General features: G+C 35.1%; 17 protein-coding genes. 14 read left to right on the top strand and 3 right to left on the bottom strand.

Annotated elements, in window-relative coordinates; genetic code table 11:
- Positions 1 to 106: 106 nt before the first annotated feature.
- The 12 genes from fahA (at position 107) to argH (ending at position 13,518) form a co-directional block, all read left to right on the top strand.
- A complete protein-coding gene (gene fahA / locus OA85_RS15050; RefSeq protein ID WP_039110649.1) occupies positions 107 to 1,390 on the top strand; it encodes a fumarylacetoacetase in 1,284 nt (427 codons plus the stop codon).
- A gap of 133 nt (positions 1,391 to 1,523) precedes the next feature.
- Positions 1,524 to 2,708, top strand: coding sequence for a hypothetical protein (locus OA85_RS15045; protein WP_039110648.1), 1,185 nt, complete (start codon positions 1,524 to 1,526; stop codon positions 2,706 to 2,708).
- A 477-nt stretch (positions 2,709 to 3,185) separates the two neighbouring features.
- Positions 3,186 to 3,803: a GNAT family N-acetyltransferase gene (locus OA85_RS15035; RefSeq protein ID WP_039110646.1), complete on the top strand. Its 618-nt coding sequence runs from the start codon at positions 3,186 to 3,188 to the stop codon at positions 3,801 to 3,803.
- A gap of 4 nt (positions 3,804 to 3,807) precedes the next feature.
- Positions 3,808 to 5,001: an argininosuccinate synthase gene (locus OA85_RS15030; RefSeq protein WP_039110645.1), complete on the top strand. Its 1,194-nt coding sequence runs from the start codon at positions 3,808 to 3,810 to the stop codon at positions 4,999 to 5,001.
- Positions 4,994 to 5,971 (top strand): N-acetyl-gamma-glutamyl-phosphate reductase, encoded by a 978-nt coding sequence (gene argC / locus OA85_RS15025; protein WP_039110644.1) that lies wholly within the window; start codon positions 4,994 to 4,996, stop codon positions 5,969 to 5,971. The genes OA85_RS15030 and argC overlap by 8 nt, the downstream gene beginning before the upstream one ends.
- A 77-nt stretch (positions 5,972 to 6,048) precedes the next feature.
- Entirely contained in the window at positions 6,049 to 7,188 is a 1,140-nt protein-coding gene (locus OA85_RS15020) for an aspartate aminotransferase family protein (protein ID WP_039110643.1), read from the top strand.
- 146 nt (positions 7,189 to 7,334) lie between these two features.
- Positions 7,335 to 8,531, top strand: coding sequence for a glutamate-5-semialdehyde dehydrogenase (locus OA85_RS15015; RefSeq protein WP_039110642.1), 1,197 nt, complete (start codon positions 7,335 to 7,337; stop codon positions 8,529 to 8,531).
- On the top strand, positions 8,515 to 9,285 hold the full coding sequence (gene proB / locus OA85_RS15010) for a glutamate 5-kinase (protein WP_039110641.1): 771 nt from the start codon (positions 8,515 to 8,517) through the stop codon (positions 9,283 to 9,285). The genes OA85_RS15015 and proB overlap by 17 nt, the downstream gene beginning before the upstream one ends.
- 69 nt (positions 9,286 to 9,354) lie before the next feature.
- The gene (locus tag OA85_RS15005) at positions 9,355 to 10,302 is read left to right on the top strand and encodes an N-acetylornithine carbamoyltransferase (RefSeq protein WP_039110640.1); all 948 of its coding nucleotides are present in this window, start codon (positions 9,355 to 9,357) and stop codon (positions 10,300 to 10,302) included.
- The gene (gene argB, locus OA85_RS15000; RefSeq protein WP_039110639.1) at positions 10,292 to 11,077 is read left to right on the top strand and encodes an acetylglutamate kinase; all 786 of its coding nucleotides are present in this window, start codon (positions 10,292 to 10,294) and stop codon (positions 11,075 to 11,077) included. Before OA85_RS15005 ends, argB begins: the two co-directional genes overlap by 11 nt.
- The gene (locus OA85_RS14995) at positions 11,074 to 12,150 is read left to right on the top strand and encodes a M20 family metallo-hydrolase (RefSeq protein WP_039110638.1); all 1,077 of its coding nucleotides are present in this window, start codon (positions 11,074 to 11,076) and stop codon (positions 12,148 to 12,150) included. The genes argB and OA85_RS14995 overlap by 4 nt, the downstream gene beginning before the upstream one ends.
- Positions 12,151 to 12,237: 87 nt before the next feature.
- On the top strand, positions 12,238 to 13,518 hold the full coding sequence (gene argH, locus OA85_RS14990) for an argininosuccinate lyase (RefSeq protein ID WP_039110637.1): 1,281 nt from the start codon (positions 12,238 to 12,240) through the stop codon (positions 13,516 to 13,518).
- An 85-nt stretch (positions 13,519 to 13,603) separates the two neighbouring features.
- Here the strand turns inward: argH and ytxJ are convergent, their stop codons facing one another.
- Positions 13,604 to 13,993 (bottom strand): bacillithiol system redox-active protein YtxJ, encoded by a 390-nt coding sequence (gene ytxJ / locus OA85_RS14985; RefSeq protein ID WP_039110636.1) that lies wholly within the window; start codon positions 13,991 to 13,993, stop codon positions 13,604 to 13,606.
- Between the two features lie 144 nt (positions 13,994 to 14,137).
- On the opposite strand from ytxJ, the gene clpB reads away from it, so the two are divergent.
- Complete coding sequence (gene clpB, locus OA85_RS14980) at positions 14,138 to 16,741, top strand: ATP-dependent chaperone ClpB (RefSeq protein WP_039110708.1); 2,604 nt, start codon at positions 14,138 to 14,140, stop codon at positions 16,739 to 16,741.
- Positions 16,742 to 17,211: 470 nt separating this feature from the next.
- The gene (locus tag OA85_RS14975) at positions 17,212 to 17,859 is read left to right on the top strand and encodes an HAD family hydrolase (RefSeq protein WP_039110635.1); all 648 of its coding nucleotides are present in this window, start codon (positions 17,212 to 17,214) and stop codon (positions 17,857 to 17,859) included.
- A gap of 33 nt (positions 17,860 to 17,892) precedes the next feature.
- Here the strand turns inward: OA85_RS14975 and OA85_RS14970 are convergent, their stop codons facing one another.
- Together OA85_RS14970 and OA85_RS14965 are read right to left on the bottom strand one after the other, a co-directional pair.
- The gene (locus tag OA85_RS14970; protein ID WP_039110707.1) at positions 17,893 to 18,348 is read right to left on the bottom strand and encodes an OsmC family protein; all 456 of its coding nucleotides are present in this window, start codon (positions 18,346 to 18,348) and stop codon (positions 17,893 to 17,895) included.
- Between the two features lie 147 nt (positions 18,349 to 18,495).
- Positions 18,496 to 18,777 carry a hypothetical protein gene (locus tag OA85_RS14965; RefSeq protein ID WP_039110634.1) on the bottom strand — a complete coding sequence of 94 codons (282 nt, stop codon included), beginning with the start codon at positions 18,775 to 18,777 and terminating at the stop codon, positions 18,496 to 18,498.
- Positions 18,778 to 18,966 lie beyond the last annotated feature (189 nt).

The raw sequence follows: 18,966 nt of genomic DNA, 5'->3' as shown, positions 1-18,966 counted from the left end.
CTTTGATTTTCGTTAATATGTTGCAAAAATACAAAAAAACGTTTGGTTAATAGTTAGATTATAATATATTTGATGAGTAATTTTCAACAAAATAATTAACATCAATATGCCTATAACAGCCAACAATACTAAAAGAAAATCATGGTTAGAAGTAGCTACAAGCAGCGATTTTCCCATTCAAAACATTCCTTTTGGTGTTTTTCTTACTAAAGAGAACATAGTGACTGTAGGGACAAGAATTGGAGATTTCGCAATTGATTTGGGAGCTTTACAGCAATTAAATTATTTCGAAGGTATTGAGCTGACGGATGATATGTTCATGCAAGACACTTTGAATGATTTTATTTCGGATGGAAAAAAAACATGGCGATTGGTTCGAAATCGTATCGCCGAAATTTTTGACGAAAAAAATCCAAAATTAAGAGATAATACAAAAGACAGAGATATTGTCATCTTCAAAATGGAAGATGTAGAAATGCAATTACCGGTACTAATAGGTGATTATACAGACTTCTATTCCAGTAAAGAACATGCAACCAATGTAGGAAAAATGTTTCGCGACCCAGAAAATGCGTTATTACCAAACTGGCTTCACATCCCTGTAGGGTATCATGGAAGAAGCTCTACTATTGTTCCTTCAGGAATTCCAATACACAGACCAATGGGACAAACATTGCCAAATGGCGAAAATACTCCTGTTTTTGGCCCTTCCCGTTCCGTCGATTTTGAACTGGAAACTGCTTTTATAACAACCGATGTCAATATTATGGGAGAAAATATTCCTATAAATGAAGCCGAAGATTATATTTTCGGAATGGTTTTATTGAATGACTGGAGTGCCCGTGATATTCAAAAATGGGAATATGTACCACTAGGGCCATTCTTGGCAAAAAACTTTGCCACTTCAATCTCCCCTTGGATTGTAACTATGGATGCGTTGGAACCGTTTAGAACTAAAGGTCCAAAACAAGAACCTACTCCGCTACCTTATTTACAACAAAAAGGAAAACATTCGTTCGATATCAATTTAGAAGTCGCAATTCAACCTGAAAATGCCGAAAAAACAGTTGTTTCTCATTCTAATTTTAAATATTTATACTGGTCAATGTGCCAACAGCTAGCGCATCATACCTCTAATGGTTGTCGCGTAAATTCGGGTGACATGATGGGATCAGGAACAATCTCAGGACCAACTGAAGATAGTTTTGGTTCCATGCTAGAATTAACTTGGGGAGGAAAAAATCCTATAAAAATGAATGACGGGACAGAACGTAAATTCATCAATGATAATGATACTGTAATCATGAAAGGATTTTGCCAAAATGGACAAGTTCGAATTGGTTTTGGTGAAGTTTCCAGTAAGCTGCTTCCACCATTCGTAAGAAAATAAAAAATTAAAAATATACTTTTCAAAAACCTAACATTTATTCTATTTTTGTTAGGTTTTTTTGTGGCATTATTTTTGAAATTTGATTTAAAATAGGATTACAGCTTCAAATAAACAACTACTTACTTTTTTGCTTATGAAAAAAATTACTCTTTTATTATCCCTATTTATTCTTGTTTCGTCTTGTGGCGTAAAGCAAACTCAAAACTTATTAAGCTCCGGAAATTACGATCCAGCAATTGACAATGCCATTTCAAATTTACAATCCAATAAAGACAAAAAAGGCAAGCAGGATTATGTCTATTTACTGGAAGAGGCTTTCGCCAAAGCCAAAGAGCGTGACTTGAACACGATAAATTTATTGACAAAAGATGCAAATCCGGCGCAATTGGAAAAAATATACACCACATATATACAATTGAATAACCGTCAGGAAAAAATCAAACCGATACTTCCTCTAAAATTAATTAAAGAAGGCAGGAATGCAATTTTTCCTTTCGATAACTATAATGACCAAATTATTGACAGCAAAAATGCCTTGTCAGCTTATTTATATGCTAATGCAAAAAAGTTAATGCTCACTTCAGACAAGATGAATTTCCGCAAGGGGTATGATGATTTGGACTATTTGAATCAGATAAATCCAAATTACAAAAATGTTTTGCAACTCATGGACGAAGCTAAATTCAAAGGTTCTGATTATGTTTCAGTTTACACCAAAAACGAAACCAACATGATTATTCCAGTTCGCCTACAAAATGATTTATTGGATTTTAGTACCTATGGATTAAATGATAAATGGACCGTTTACCACAGTAACAAACAAAGAGGAATTGATTACGATTACGGTATGATGATTAATTTTCGTCAAATTTATATTTCACCGGAGCAAATCAAAGAAAGAGAATTTGTAAAAGAGCGTATCATAAAAGATGGTCTCAAAAAACTGATTGATGCTAACGGAAGAGAAGTTTTAGACGAAAAAGGAAAAGTGGTTATGGTTGATAATCTTAGAACCGTAAACGCCCGTATTTATGAATCGAGACAATTTAAATCCTGTCAAATTACCGCAAAAGTGGATTATGTAAACCTAAGAAGCAATCAACTCCTACAGTCCTTTCCTGTGACAAGTGAGTTTACTTTCGAAAACATCTATTCAACCTATAAAGGTGACCGACGCGCTTCTGACGATAATTATTACTCTTATTTTGACAAAAGAGCTGTCGCTTTTCCTAGCAGCGAACAAATGATTTATGATACTGGAGAAGATTTAAAAGCCAAGTTAAAAGATATTATTAGTCGCAATAGATTTCGAAATTAATTGGTTAAATCAATACAAAAATAAAGACTCCCTGAAAATAAATTATCTCAGGGAGTTTTTTATTTAGAGAAAACAAACATTGTATTAAAATTTTGTTACAAAAAACAAAATAAGTGTTCTGTTTCCAAAATAATTGTATTTTTGCACCCATGAATAATATAAGTGTACATATAACTTCTATATCACGGACAAACAGACCTACGGCTTCTCCCGAAGTACGGATGCTATAATATAGTACCCACAACGTGTTTTGTTTTTGTTTTTTATTCATTTCTCATTTATACCGTTTTGAAATTATCCCAGTTAGCCATTGGATTAATATATCCTAAAAAAACTATATTTTCTTGTTCATTAGCCCACACAACGCTATGTTCAGGATTAATGTCTTTTTATGCATCTATTTTAATTGATTGGTATAACGCTGGTTTTTCAAAACTTGAATCCAACTCATTTTTTAACTCAAAATAATCTCTTGAAATGAACATTTCTATCATTGTAACTCAGGAAGAACATTATAAGTATTCGCAGGAAATATGCGATACTATTGAATCGTCCGCCTTATTAAGAGGTACTGGGATTGCTAAAAGAACTCCTGAATACATCCAAAAAAAGATGGAAAGCAAAGATGCTGTCATTGCATTAGACAATGGCAAATTTGCTGGTTTTTGCTATATCGAAAGTTGGCAACACGGGAAATTTGTAGCACATTCTGGTTTGATTGTACATCCTGATTACAGAAATTTAGGCTTAGCAAAAAAAATCAAGTCATTTGTTTTTGACTATTCATTGGAAAAATATCCAGAGGCTAAAGTATTTGGAATCACAACTGGTTTGGCGGTAATGAAAATTAATTCAGATTTGGGTTACAAACCTGTTCCTTTTTCAGAATTGACCAGCGATCCAAGTTTTTGGAAAGGATGTCAAACGTGTACCAATTATGAAATTCTAAAAAGTAAAGACAACAAAATGTGCTTGTGTACCGGAATGCTTTATGACCCAAAAGAAAAGCCTAAAGACCCGCCTAAACATCCATTTAATGTCAGAGTGTTAAACAGATTAAAATCAATTAAAGAAGCCTTGTTCTTAAAAAAATAATATCATGAAAAAAGTTGTATTAGCTTATAGCGGAGGATTAGATACCTCATATTGCCTAAAATATTTAAAAAACGAAAAAGGATATGAAGTTCATACCGTTCTTATAAATACAGGAGGATTTGATGAAGCTGAACTAGCCGCTATTGAAGAAAGAGCCTACGAATTAGGAAGTGCGCAACATGCAAATCTTACCATCGTTGATAAATATTACGATAAAGCTATTAAATATTTGATTTATGGAAATGTATTAAAAAATAATACCTATCCATTATCAGTAAGTGCAGAACGTGTTTTTCAAGCTATAGAAGCAATAAAATACGCAAAATCTGTTGGTGCCGAAGCAATTGCTCACGGAAGTACTGGTGCAGGAAATGACCAAATTCGTTTTGATTTAATTTTCCAAACCATTGCTCCCGAAATTGAAATCATCACTCCTATTAGAGATTTGAAATTATCAAGACAGGAAGAAGTTGATTATTTATCTAAAAACGGAGTTCATTATTCTTGGGAAAAAGCACAATATTCCATTAATAAAGGATTGTGGGGAACAAGCGTAGGTGGTAAAGAAACATTGACCTCAAATCAAACTTTACCAAGTGAAGCGTATCCTTCGCAATTGCAAAAAACTGGAGAAGAGAAAGTGACACTACAATTTGAAAAAGGACAATTAGTAGGTATCAACGGAACATTGGACACCCCAACAAAAAACATCGTTGCATTAGAAAAATTAGCCAGCGCATATGCAATTGGTAGAGATATCCATGTTGGTGACACTATAATCGGAATTAAAGGGAGAGTTGGTTTTGAAGCCGCTGCACCTTTAATCATCATCAAAGCACACCATTTATTAGAGAAACATACGCTGGGTAAATGGCAACAATACTGGAAAGAACAACTAGGAAACTGGTACGGAATGTTGTTTCATGAAGGACAATTCTTGGACCCTGTAATGAGAAACATCGAGGCTTTCCTAGAAGACACTCAAACGACTGTAAATGGAACCGTTATCGTTTCTCTAAAACCATATCACTTTACATTGGACGGAATTGAATCTGAAAATGATTTAATGAATACCGGTTTTGGACAATATGGAGAAATGAACAACGCTTGGACATCAGATGACGCTAAAGGATTTATCAAAATTCTTGGAAATGCTCAAAACATATTTTCATCTGTAAATAAACTAACACATGATTAATATTGGAATAATTGGCGGTTCGGGTTATACTGCAGGGGAACTTATCAGAATATTGATGTTTCATCCCAATGCTACACTTGATTTTGTTTACAGCACGACAAACGCTGGAAAACCACTTTCGGTTGCGCATCATGATTTAATGGGCGATATCGAAATGAATTTTACTGATACTGTAAATCCAAATGTAAATGTTGTTTTCTTGTGCTTGGGTCATGGTAAATCAAAATCATTTTTAGAGCAAAATCAATTTGCGAGTCATACCAAAATCATCGATTTAGGAAATGATTTCAGATTGACAAAAGACAAAGAGCTCGATAATAAATCTTTTGTTTACGGTTTGCCTGAATTGAATAAAGCGGTTATCAAAAACGCTCAATTTATCGCTAATCCAGGTTGTTTTGCGACAGCAATTCAATTGGCATTATTGCCATTGGCTAAAAACGAAATGCTTATGACTGATGTTCATATCAATGCCACAACCGGAAGCACAGGAGCTGGAGTTTCACCTTCGGAAACAACGCATTTTAGCTGGAGATCAAATAATATGTCACATTATAAAGCTTTTGAACACCAACATTTGGGCGAAATAAACCAAAGTGTAAACCAATTGCAAGCGGATTATACAAACGAATTGATTTTTGTACCCAACAGAGGTGATTTTGCGAGAGGAATTTTCGCTACATTATACACAACAATCGAAGAAAGTTTGGAAGATGTAGTGGCTAAATACGAGGCATTTTATAAAGACCAACCTTTTGTAACTGTTACTACCACTGGAATCAACATGAAGCAAGTGGTTCAAACGAATAAATGTATTATTAGTTTAATGAAAAAAGGAAACCGGTTATTGATTACTTCAGTAATTGATAATTTAACAAAAGGAGCCTCAGGACAAGCCATACAAAACATGAATTTAATGTTTGGATTGGATGAAACCACAGGATTGCATTTGAAACCAAGCGGGTTCTAGATGTTTATTTGGTTAATCGTTAATTCGGTTAATCGATTAAACAAATAACCCATTAACCGATTAAACTTTAAAAAAAAATGAACTTATTTGACGTTTACCCATTATACAACATCACTCCTGTAAAAGCACTAGATTGCACTATTACAGATGAAAAAGGAGTGGAATATTTAGATTTATATGGTGGTCATGGAGTAATTTCCATTGGACACACACAACCGGATTATGTTGCCAAATTAAAAAATCAATTGGATAATATTGGTTTTTATTCCAATGCGATTCAGAATCCATTACAAGTAGAACTGGCAGAAAAATTAGGAAAACTTTCCGGATTGGAAGAGTATACTTTATTCTTGTGCAGTTCTGGAGCTGAAGCCAATGAAAATGCTTTGAAATTAGCCTCTTTTCACAACGGAAAATCTCGTGTAATTGCTTTTGATAATTCCTTTCACGGAAGAACTTCAGCAGCAGTTGCGGTTACAGATAACAAAAAAATTGTTGCACCAATCAATGCACAACAAATCGTTACTTTTTTGCCATTGAATAACATCGAGTTGGTAGAAAACGAACTGAAAAAAGGGGATGTTTCTTCTGTTATTATTGAAGGAATTCAAGGAGTTGGCGGTTTAGACCAAGGAACAACTGAATTTTTTCAGGCATTAGAAAAAATATGTGCAGCATACGATGCCGTTCTGATTTTGGACGAAGTGCAATCAGGATACGGAAGAAGCGGAAAGTTTTTTGCACACCAACATCATGACATCAAAGCAGATATTATTTGTCTGGCTAAAGGAATGGGTAACGGATTTCCTATTGGCGGAATCTTGATTTCTCCAAAATTCACAGCGAGTTATGGATTATTGGGAACTACTTTTGGTGGAAACCATTTGGCTTGCGCTGCTGGAATTGCTGTTTTAGATGTGATTGAAAGCCAAAAATTAATGGATAACGTAAATGACGTTTACGCCTATTTTTTAGAAGCAATCAAACAAGTCCCTGAAGTGATCAAAGTAAAAGGAAGAGGATTAATGCTAGGTGTAGAATTTGATTTTGACGTAAGTACACTTCGTAAAAAAATGATTATTGACAAACATATTTTTACGGGAAATGCAAATAATAAAAACTTATTAAGAATTCTTCCTCCATTGACAATCAATAAGGAAGCCATTGATACCTTTATTATAGCTTTAAAAGAAACATTGGATGAATTAAAATTATAATTCGTTTGATTTTAAATTAATTCAACCATATAAGAAATATTAAGGACATATAAATCAATGTTCAAACAAGCTTAAATGAACTTATATTTCTTATATGGTTTGAATATTAATTTTGTTATTTTGCCATTAACCACTAACCAAAAACAATGAACCATTTATTACCAATAGAAAAACGAAATTCAGTTTTAAGTCGTATGGCCGAACTTCTTGAACAAGAAAGAGCCAATATTAAAACTGTAAATCAACAGGATTTAAATAATTATTCTGGGGATGACTTGGCCATGGAAAAACGTTTATTGGTTGATGATACCAAAATTGACGGCATGATTTTATCCATGCAACAATTAGCAAGTCAAGAAGATCCTGTTGGTGTGGAGCGTTTTAATTTCGACCATGAAAACGGAATGAAAATCATCAATAAAACAGCGGCTTTTGGAACCATAATGATTATTTATGAGTCCAGACCTGATGTTACTGTTGAAGCTGGTGGAATCGCTTTTAAATCTGGAAATAAAATTTTATTAAAAGGCGGAAAAGAATCTTTACTATCCAATTTAAAAATTGTTGAATTGTGGCATCAGGCTTTAACAGCAAATAATGTTGCGACAGAATGGGTAGAATACTTGAATTACAATCGCGAAGAAACGCAGGCATTTTTAGAGAAACCAACACAAAAAGTAGACTTAATCGTTCCTCGTGGTGGTGAAAAATTAATCGCTTTTGTAAAAAAACACGCAACCTGCCCGGTAATTATAAGTGGTAGAGGAAATAATTTTGTTTATGTAAATAAGGATGCTGATTTAGAAAAAGCACTTGCTATTATAATTAATGGAAAAACCTCAAATATATCTGTTTGCAATGCTTTAGATAAAGTTTTAATTGACACAAATCTTGAAAATTGGGAAGCTTTTGCTACCAAAATAGTTGAGGAATTACAACAAAGAAACGTAACCGTTTTAGGAGATGAAAGTATTTCCAAAGCAACAGATGTTCCTCAGATCGAATCGGATTTAATTTGGTACGAAGAGTTTTTAGATTATAAAATTGTTATTGGAACAACCAATTCGGATCAAGAAGCGATTAACAAAATAAATAAATATTGTGGCGGACATTCCGCTTCGATAATTACAAAAAATGATGCAATTGCCCAGGAATTCATGGAAAATGTAGATACTGCAGCCGTTTATCAAAATGCCTCTACTCGATTCACTGATGGAGGACAATTTGGTTTAGGAGGAGAATTGGCGATAAGCACGGACAAATTACACCAACGTGGACCAATTGGTTTGCAACATTTAGTTACTAATAAGTGGTATATTTACGGAAATGGACAAATCAGGTAAAAAAAGAATTTTATTAAAGTTAGGAAGCAATACTTTAACCAAAGAAACCAATCACATTTCGAGAGGGAAGATTGAGGATATTGGTATGCAAATAGCAGCGTTAAAAGACGATTATGAATTTGTAATTGTAAGTTCCGGTGCGATTGCTGCTGCCAAACAATTTGTAAAACTGGAAAGTCAAGACAAAGATGTTTTTGTAAAACAAGCGTTGGCTTCAATTGGCCAGCCTCATTTAATGCGGATTTATCATGAAAATTTCAGCGATTTAGGACTATTAATTTCGCAATGTTTGCTTTCTTATTCTGATTTCGAAAAAGAGCAAGCCAAAGTAAATATTGTAAACACAATCAATGTGTTGGTCAAAAACAATTATATTCCAATCATCAATGAAAATGATACCGTGGCAACGGATGAGATTCAGTTTGGTGATAATGATAAATTAGCCGCTTTAACCGCCGTTTTATTAAATGTTGACATTCTGATCATTGCTACTAATACGAACGGGATTTACACTAAATCATCCATCCATGATGCCGTTCCTGAAACCATTTCTTTGGTAACTGATTTAAAAGTATTGGAAAAAGAGATTGGCGATTCTAAATCTTCGCACGGAACAGGTGGAATGCAATCTAAAATAGAAGCATCGGCAATTGCCAAAGCCGCTAATATAGAAACTTGGATTGTCAATGGATTGGAAGACAATTTTATTTTGAAAGCTTTAAAAAACGAAATACCATTTACTAAAATTCTATAAATGTTGATGCGGTTAATCGTTAATTCGGTTAATCGATTAAACAAATAACCGATTAAACAAATTAAGACAATGAACTACATCTCCATACAAAACATAGATTCGCTCAACAAATGGGTGAAAGAAGCATTAAAAATCAAGAAAAAACCACTTAAAAACAAAAAACTGGGTAAAAACAAAACCTTAGGAATGTTGTTTTTTAATTCCAGTTTAAGAACGCGTTTGAGTACTCAAAAAGCAGCTTTGAATTTAGGAATGAACGTCATGGTAATGAATTTTACCAGTGAGGGCTGGACACTTGAATTTGAAGATGGAGCCATCATGAACTCTGGTGCTTCGGAACATATTAAAGAAGCGGCAGCAGTTGTTTCTCAATATTGTGATATTATTGCCATCAGAGCTTTTGCAGGATTAGTAGACAAAGAAAAAGACAATGCCGAAACGGTTCTTATGGGTTTCTTAAAATATGCCACTGTGCCAATTGTTAATATGGAAAGTGCCACAGGACATCCATTACAATCACTAGCCGATGCCATTACTATGGCAGAACACAAAACGAAACACAAACCAAAAGTGGTTTTGACTTGGGCACCACATCCAAGAGCATTGCCTCAGGCTGTTCCCAACTCCTTTGTGCAAATGATGCAATTGCAAGATGCTGATTTTGTAATCACGCATCCGGAAGGATACGAATTGAATCCTGAAATCACGAAAGATTCCAAGATTGAATACGACCAAGATAAAGCATTTGAAAATGCCGATTTTATTTACGCCAAAAACTGGAGCAATTATAACGAGTATGGTCAGATTACTAATTCTGACCCAAATTGGACCGTAACTGCCGATAAAATGAAACTGACAAACAATGCTAAATTTATGCACTGTTTACCTGTAAGACGTAATGTAATTGTTACTGATGAAGTAATTGACAGCGAAAATTCAATTGTTATCGAACAGGCTAACAACAGAACCTATGCCGCACAATTAGTATTGCAAAAAATATTGGAAAATGGAAAATAAAAAACCAGTAACGTTAATAAAAATTGGAGGAAATATTATTGATAACCCTACGGAATTAGCACAGTTTTTATCTGATTTTTCTAAGATTGAAGGATATAAAGTACTTGTTCATGGCGGTGGAAAATCAGCTACCAAAATGGCTGAAAGCATTGGTTTAGTTCCTCAAATGATTGATGGAAGACGCATCACCGATGCCGCTATGCTTGATGTAGTTGTGATGATTTATGCAGGTCAAATCAACAAAAATATTGTTTCCCAATTACAAGCAAATTCCACCAATGCGATGGGGTTTTCTGGTGCTGATGGAAATTTAATTCAGTCAGATAAAAGAAACCACCCAACAATCAATTATGGTTTTGTGGGCGATGTCAAAAAAGTGAATACAAACTTATTGGAAACGTTGCTTTCAACTGGTATCGTTCCAGTATTTTGCGCAATAACACACGATGGAAAAGGACAATTATTAAACACGAATGCGGATACCATTGCAAGTGAATTGGCGATAGCTTTATCGGAAGTTTTTGATGTCACTTTGAATTATTGCTTCGAAAAACCTGGCGTTTTATATGATGCCGAAGACAATTCTTCTGTAATTGAGAACATCAACCAAGAATTATATTCCAAATTAAAAGCCGAAAAAGCAATACATTCCGGTATGATTCCTAAATTAGACAACTGTTTCAATAGTTTGTCCAAAGGAGTTCAAAAAATAAAAATTGGTCATCACAGGATGTTGCAAGATAAAACCGCATTGTACACTACAATTACACTATGAAGAGTATAGAAATCCTTACAGAAGAAGCCATTGCGCTATTAAAAGCACTGATTGAAACGCCTTCATTTTCAAGTGAAGAAGATAAAACAGCACTTTTAATCGAAAATTGGTTTACACAAAATAGTATCCCTTTCGAAAGAGAAAATAATAATGTTTGGGCCTTCAATAAACATTTTGATAGCACCAAACCTACGCTTTTACTGAATTCACACCACGATACCGTAAAACCAAACCAAGGCTATACTAACAATCCATTTGAAGCTATCGTAAAAGACGGTAAATTATTTGGACTGGGAAGCAATGATGCAGGAGGTTGTTTGGTTTCCCTTTTAGCCACTTTTGTACATTTTTATTCGAATGAAAATCTGCCTTACAATATTGTGATGGTCGCTTCAGCCGAAGAAGAAAGTAGCGGAAAAAATGGATTAAACAGCGTATTGAAACATTTACCTGAACTGGAATGTGCTATTGTTGGTGAACCCACTTTGATGCAATTGGCCGTAGCCGAAAAAGGTTTATTGGTACTTGATGTCATCGTAAAAGGCACGGCAAGCCACGCCGCGCACAACAACCCGGACAATCCTATTTACAATGCGATACCAGTTATCGAATGGTTTAACAGCTATCAATTCGAAAAAATATCGGAGGTTTTAGGTCCTGTAAAAATGACCGTAACACAAGTATCTGCTGGAAAACAGCACAATGTAGTTCCTGCGGAATGTCATTTGGTTGTCGATATCAGAGTGAATGATTGTTACAGTAATCAAGAAATTTTAAATACCGTAAAGAAACATTTGACTGTTGAAATAAATCCGAGATCGATGCATTTGAATGCGTCATCGATTCCTGTTGCACACGAATTAGTACAAGCCGGAATTGCATTGGGAAGAACCACTTATGGCTCGCCTACCCTTTCGGATCAATCGGTTTTGAACTGTCAATCCTTGAAATTAGGACCTGGAGAAACCCTGCGGTCACACTCAGCAGATGAATTTATATTTATAAACGAAATAGAAGAAGGAATTCAATTGTATATCAAAATACTTTCAGACTTCTTTTTTAAGACTTCTTAGATTATTAGACTTTTTTAGACTCCTTAGAAAGTCTAATAATCTAATATTCTATGTAGTCAAATAATCTAAAAATCTAATTATCCATATATGAAACTTTGGGAAAAAGGAATACCAACTGATAAACAAATCGAACATTTTACCGTTGGAAACGACAGAGAACTAGATTTAGTTCTGGCAAAATATGATGCTTTAGGTTCGATTGCGCATGCAAAAATGTTGGGGCAAATAGGTCTTTTAACAGACTCCGAAACCGTTTCTTTGGTTTTGGCATTAGAAGAAATCATAAAAGACGTTGAAAACGGTAAATTCGAAATCGAAGACAGCTTTGAAGATGTCCATTCGAAAATCGAATATTTACTAACAGTAAAATTAGGCGACGCCGGAAAAAAAATCCACACCGCTCGTTCTCGTAACGACCAAGTTTTGGTAGACGTTAATTTATATCTTAAAGATGTAGTTGCAGCATTTAAAGAGCAAGTAAAAAGCCTTTTTGATTTACTGATGGAATCAGCAGATAGACACCAAAATGTATTGTTGCCAGGATACACACACCTTCAAATTGCAATGCCTTCCTCTTTTGGAATGTGGTTTTCCGCTTACGCTGAAACCTTAATTGATGATGTAACAATGTTGAATGCCGCTTTGAAAATCGTGGATCAAAACCCATTAGGTTCTGCAGCAGGTTACGGAAGTTCATTTCCTATCAACAGAACATTCACTACAAAGGAATTGGGTTTTGAAACTTTAAAATTCAATTCGGTAGCGGCACAAATGAGCCGTGGAAAATCAGAAAAAACAGTCGCTTTTGCCATGAGCAGCGTTGCTGCTACTCTATCAAAATTCTCGATGGATGTTTGTTTGTATATGAGTCAAAATTTTGATTTTATCACTTTGCCTTCGCATCTTACAACAGGTTCGAGCATCATGCCACACAAGAAAAACCCAGATGTTTTTGAATTGATTCGTGGAAAATGCAACAAAATTCAAGCCTTGCCATACGAAATCACTTTAATTACCAACAACCTCCCAAGTGGATATCACAGGGATTTACAATTGTTGAAAGAAGGATTGTTTCCAGCGATTCAAAACCTAAAAGCGTGTTTGGATATAGCAATTTTTGCGATTAAAGACATTAAAGTAAAAGAGCATATCTTAGACGATAAAAAATACGATTATTTGTTTACGGTAGATTCTTTAAACGAAATGGTTGTTGCGGGAATGCCGTTCAGAGATGCTTATAAAGCTGTTGCTGAACAATTGGAAAATGGCACTTTTAAATCGCCAAAAGAAACTAAGCATACGCATGAAGGAAGCATCAACAACCTTTGTTTGGATGCAATAAAAAATAAAATGAAAGATTCTTATTAATTCAAACCCAAAATAATTGTTACAAAAAAAACCATCAGCCGCGGCTGATGGTTTTTTTTATACTTTAAATTTAAGCTGTTGATTTTTAAACCTTTTTACCTAATTCTTCCGCATCAATATCACTATGCGAAACATTATAAATGGCTTTTCCGTCTTTTATAACTATCAATTGTGGGGATTGATGAATTACACCAAATTGATCCGCAATGGCATTAGAAATATCACGATGTTCTATTAAATCTAAAAAATAAGGCGTAACTTTATCTGAGCTATTAAACTCATTTTCAAACTGTTTCAGCGCCATCCTACTTACACTGCATCGGGTACTGTGTTTAAAAATTGCTACCGGTTTTTCATTCGAAACTGAAATAATTTCATTCAGTTGCCCTAAATCAGTCAAGACATTCCAGCTGATTTTGCTTTCTTTTAAATCCTTGTCTTCTGAACTATTAAAAATATTTTGAAAAAAACTCATAATTGTCTTATTTTAAGACATTTTGACTTTAAAGTATGATAAAAATCATGAAATTTCCGTCAATTTGTCTGTATTATTGTATTGGAATATATATTGAATATAATTCGCAAAGTTAGTCAAATAACAACAAAACAATATACCATCATGAACATAAATAAATTTACAATCAAATCCCAGGAAGCCATTCAGCTTTCCCAACAATTGGCGCAAAGCCACGGGCAACAACAAATAGAAAACGAACATATTTTCAAGGCCATTTTTGAAGTTGATGAAAATGTGGCGCCTTTTATATTGAAGAAACTGAATGTAAATGTGAGTTTATTGGAACAAATAATAGACAGCACGATACAAAGCTTCCCTAAAGTTTCCGGAGGTGAAATTATGCTTTCCAGAACCGCAAACTCAACGCTGAACGAAGCCGAAATTATTGCAAAAAAAATGAATGATGAATTCGTTTCTGTAGAGCATTTAATTTTAGCCATATTTGGTTCCAAAAGCAAAGTTGCCCAAATCCTAAAAGACCAAGGCGTTACCGAAAAAGGACTAAAAGCTGCTATCGACGAATTACGAAAAGGAGAACGAGTGACTTCGGCATCTGCTGAGGAAACCTATAATTCTTTAAATAAATACGCCAAAAATCTGAACGAATTGGCCCGCACAGGGAAACTCGATCCGGTTATTGGTCGTGACGAGGAAATTCGTAGAGTGTTGCAAATTCTAACCCGTAGAACCAAAAACAATCCGATGTTAGTGGGAGAACCCGGAGTGGGAAAAACCGCCATTGCGGAAGGATTAGCACACAGAATTGTCGACGGAGATGTTCCAGACAATTTGAAAGATAAAATCGTGTATTCCCTTGATATGGGGGCATTAATTGCCGGTGCCAAATACAAAGGGGAATTTGAAGAACGATTAAAATCCGTGGTGAAAGAAGTGACTTCTGCCGAAGGCGATATTGTTTTATTCATAGACGAAATCCATACACTTGTGGGAGCCGGCGGTGGCGAAGGCGCTATGGATGCGGCGAATATTCTGAAACCGGCGTTGGCTCGTGGGGAACTGCGTGCTATTGGAGCAACAACATTGGACGAATATCAAAAATATTTTGAAAAAGACAAAGCACTCGAAAGACGATTCCAAAAAATAATGGTCGAAGAACCAGATACCGAAAGTGCTATTTCGATTTTACGTGGAATTAAAGAAAAATACGAAACACATCATAAAGTCCAAATCAAAGACGATGCTATTATTGCGGCTGTCGAATTATCCCAACGGTACATTACCAACCGTTTTCTTCCGGACAAAGCCATCGATTTAATGGACGAAGCCGCTTCAAAACTGCGTATGGAAATCAATTCGAAACCCGAAGAACTGGATGTTTTGGATCGAAAAATTATGCAATTGGAAATTGAAATTGAAGCCATTAAACGAGAAAAAGACGAAAGCAAACTTAAAATTTTGGGTATGGATTTGGCAAATCTCAAAGAAGATCGCAACGAAATCTACGCAAAATGGAAATCAGAAAAAGATGTAGTCGATAATATTCAAGCTGTAAAAACGGAAATTGAAGACTTCAAATACGAAGCCGAACGAGCTGAACGTGATGGTGATTATGGAAAAGTTGCCGAAATTCGTTACGGAAAAATTAAAGAAGCCCAAGAACGTTTGGCCATTTTACTCAAGGAATTACAAGAAAACCAATCTGGAACATCATTAATAAAAGAAGAAGTTACCCGCGAAGATATTGCCGAAGTAGTAGCCAAATGGACGGGAATTCCAGTGATGAAAATGCTTCAGGGGGAACGAGAAAAACTGCTAAAATTGGAAGATGAATTGCATCACAGAGTCGTAGGACAAGAAGAGGCAATTCAGGCCGTGAGTGATGCCGTGCGCAGAAGCCGTGCCGGATTGCAGGATATGAAAAAACCGGTGGGAACCTTTCTTTTCCTGGGTACAACGGGAGTTGGAAAAACCGAATTGGCGAAAGCCTTGGCGGAATACCTGTTTGACGATGAAAATGCGATGACGCGTATTGACATGAGCGAATACCAAGAACGCCACAGCGTAAGCCGTTTGGTGGGTGCACCTCCGGGATATGTGGGTTATGATGAAGGCGGACAATTGACCGAAGCCGTACGTAGAAAACCATATTCCGTAATCTTATTAGATGAGATTGAAAAAGCGCATCCGGACACGTTCAACATCTTGCTACAGGTTTTGGATGAAGGACGTTTAACAGATAACAAAGGACGTCTTGCCGATTTTAAAAACACGATTATCATCATGACTTCTAATATGGGAAGCCAGATTATACAGGAAAAATTTGAAAATCTAAAAGGAAGCGTGGAAGCCGCAACCGAAGCTGCAAAAGTGGAAGTGCTGGGATTATTGAAACAAACGGTGCGTCCGGAATTCATCAATCGTATTGATGAAATCGTGATGTTCACGCCGCTTACCAATGAAAACATTGCTCAAATTGTAGGTTTACAACTGAAAAATGTAACCAAAATGCTGGCACAACAAGGCATTACCATGGACGCAACTCCGGAAGCCATTGCCTATTTATCCGAAAAAGGATACGATCCGCAATTTGGAGCCAGACCCGTGAAAAGAGTGATTCAAAGAGATGTGCTCAATGAATTATCCAAAGAAATTCTATCCGGAAAAATAACTACAGACAGTATCGTTTTAATCGATGCGTTTGATGGGAAACTGGTTTTTAGAAATCAAACCGAGTTAGTTTCCTGATTATAGTCTTTTGTCATTTCGACGCAGGAGAAATCACATAACGAGAGCAACAAATTTGAGCAACAAATGTGATTTCTCCCTTTGGTCGAAATGACACAAAAAGAAAACAATAGCAAACACCAGTCGAGAGATTGGTGTTTTTTTTGGAGCAGAACTATTGGTTTTCATAACAACTTCCCTCCTACTGTACACCCGATGGCGCAGATATATCACCACAACAATATGGATTTGCAATCCGTGCCCATTCCAATTGTCTAGCCCAACTTGTTATTTTCTATTTTTTTTATCATTCTATCTTTTGTCAATTTACTTTATAATTTGTCCTCACAGATTGCAAATCTGTTATCGAGCCAAATAAATATAATTTATAAAAGTCACTAACAGATAAAAAACAATATCTCTACCTTTGCCTCTGATCCCAAAACAGCAATCGAAAAACACATCCTTTCGATTGATTTAAAGAATAAAAAATGAAATTTAAAGGAATTATTTTTGATTTAGACGGAACATTGGTGAATTCACTGGAAGATATTGCAGATGCTATGAATAGTGTCCTTGAAGGTCTCAATTACCCCACTCACAGTTATGCTATTTATCAATATTTCATTGGTAGTGGCCTGAGAAATTTGGTGAGTAAAGCCTTGCCGGAAACACATAATGAGGAAACACAAATTGATCATTGTTACCATTTGATGGTTGAAGTTTATCGTGATAATTGTACACGTAAAACAAAAGCCTATGATGGGATATTCGAATTATTAGACGAATTAAAATCACGCAATATAAAACTAAGCGTATTCTCGAATAAAGCGGATGACCTGACAAAGGAAATTACAGCAACCCTATTTCCTGATTATTTTAATCCAATAGTAGGTTTGACGACAGAATCACTAAAAAAACCAAATCCGTTTAAAACAGTGGAAATAAGTAAACACTTTGGATTAAAAGCCGAAGAAATCATTTTCATAGGGGATTCCGGTATTGATATGCAAACGGCAACGAATGCTAATATGTATGCCGTTGGGGTTTCATGGGGCTATAGACCTGAAGAAGAATTGATTTCAAATGGCGCAAAATATGTATTAAACCAACCGGCTGATTTAATTGCGATTTTATAATTAGTATCGAAAAAAAGTAAAAATACACAACCTTTAATTTGCAGCAGCAATTTCACAAATTGGAAAATGTAGAATTGGAAAATTACACGAATTGGCTATAAAACAGAGTTGGTTTGCTTTTTTATGTAAGCTAAGTGCCTCCGCTATTTTTTCTTTGTTACTGATACAAACTTTCGGATTCAGTTTAATTTCAATAAAACGTCCGCTACCGTCGGCCAAAACCTCAAGAGTTGCCTCTGCTTCGTCTGTATAGGATACCACGTCGATACCATTTTGTTTACAAACATATAAGTAAGACATCATGTGACAGGAAACTACACTGCTCAATAAGAGGTCTTCAGGATTATACAAAGCTGGATCTCCTTTGAAAGCTTTAGCGGCAGAAACATGTAGAACAGCTTTATCGTCAATCGTTATGGCATGACTTTTAGTATACGTCGTCGCAAAAAGCCAATCTAATTTAGCTTTAAATATATGTTTGAACCCCATATTTTTTTTTTCAAAAGTAATTAAAAACAGTACTGCTAATACCGAAAGGTTTTGGAGGAATATTACCACGCTAGTCCTAGCAGGGCGCTTCCGCTAGTACAAATAGTGATAAAAAAACCGTTCTAAATAATTAAAGAATACAATACCCTAAAACAACTTATATATTCTGTGAATTGGAATCATCACACCTTGCTTTAAGATAACATTTTTGTCTGTAACAGCCCAAACCGTAGTATCTACAATTTTTTTGGATTCGTTATCTTCAAAGAAAATTTTAATTTTCGAATGCTCTAAATTACCCAATGATAAAGCCCTATTGATATCACTTATTCTAGTTTTTATTTCGTTATCATCGTCCAGAACATCTGTTGTCGGGAACTTAAGAGAAGCTATGTCTTCTTTCTCAATGATTGTGAATTCTTCTGTCATAATTGTAAAATTTAATTAATCATAAATTACACTATTAAATCAAACAAAAACTTACCCCATTTTGTTAGCTATAATACTATATACAAAAATAAAGCCTCTTTAACTTTGTTAATGCCAATTTTATATTAATTTTTTCTCCAGCTCAAAGTCTTAGTACAATTAGTAAATGCTCTTTGTACCAGCTCAATG

Source organism: Flavobacterium sp. AED, assembly GCF_000812945.1.
Taxonomy (GTDB): Bacteria; Bacteroidota; Bacteroidia; order Flavobacteriales; family Flavobacteriaceae; genus Flavobacterium.
This window is presented reverse-complemented; position numbering and strand designations above follow the sequence as displayed.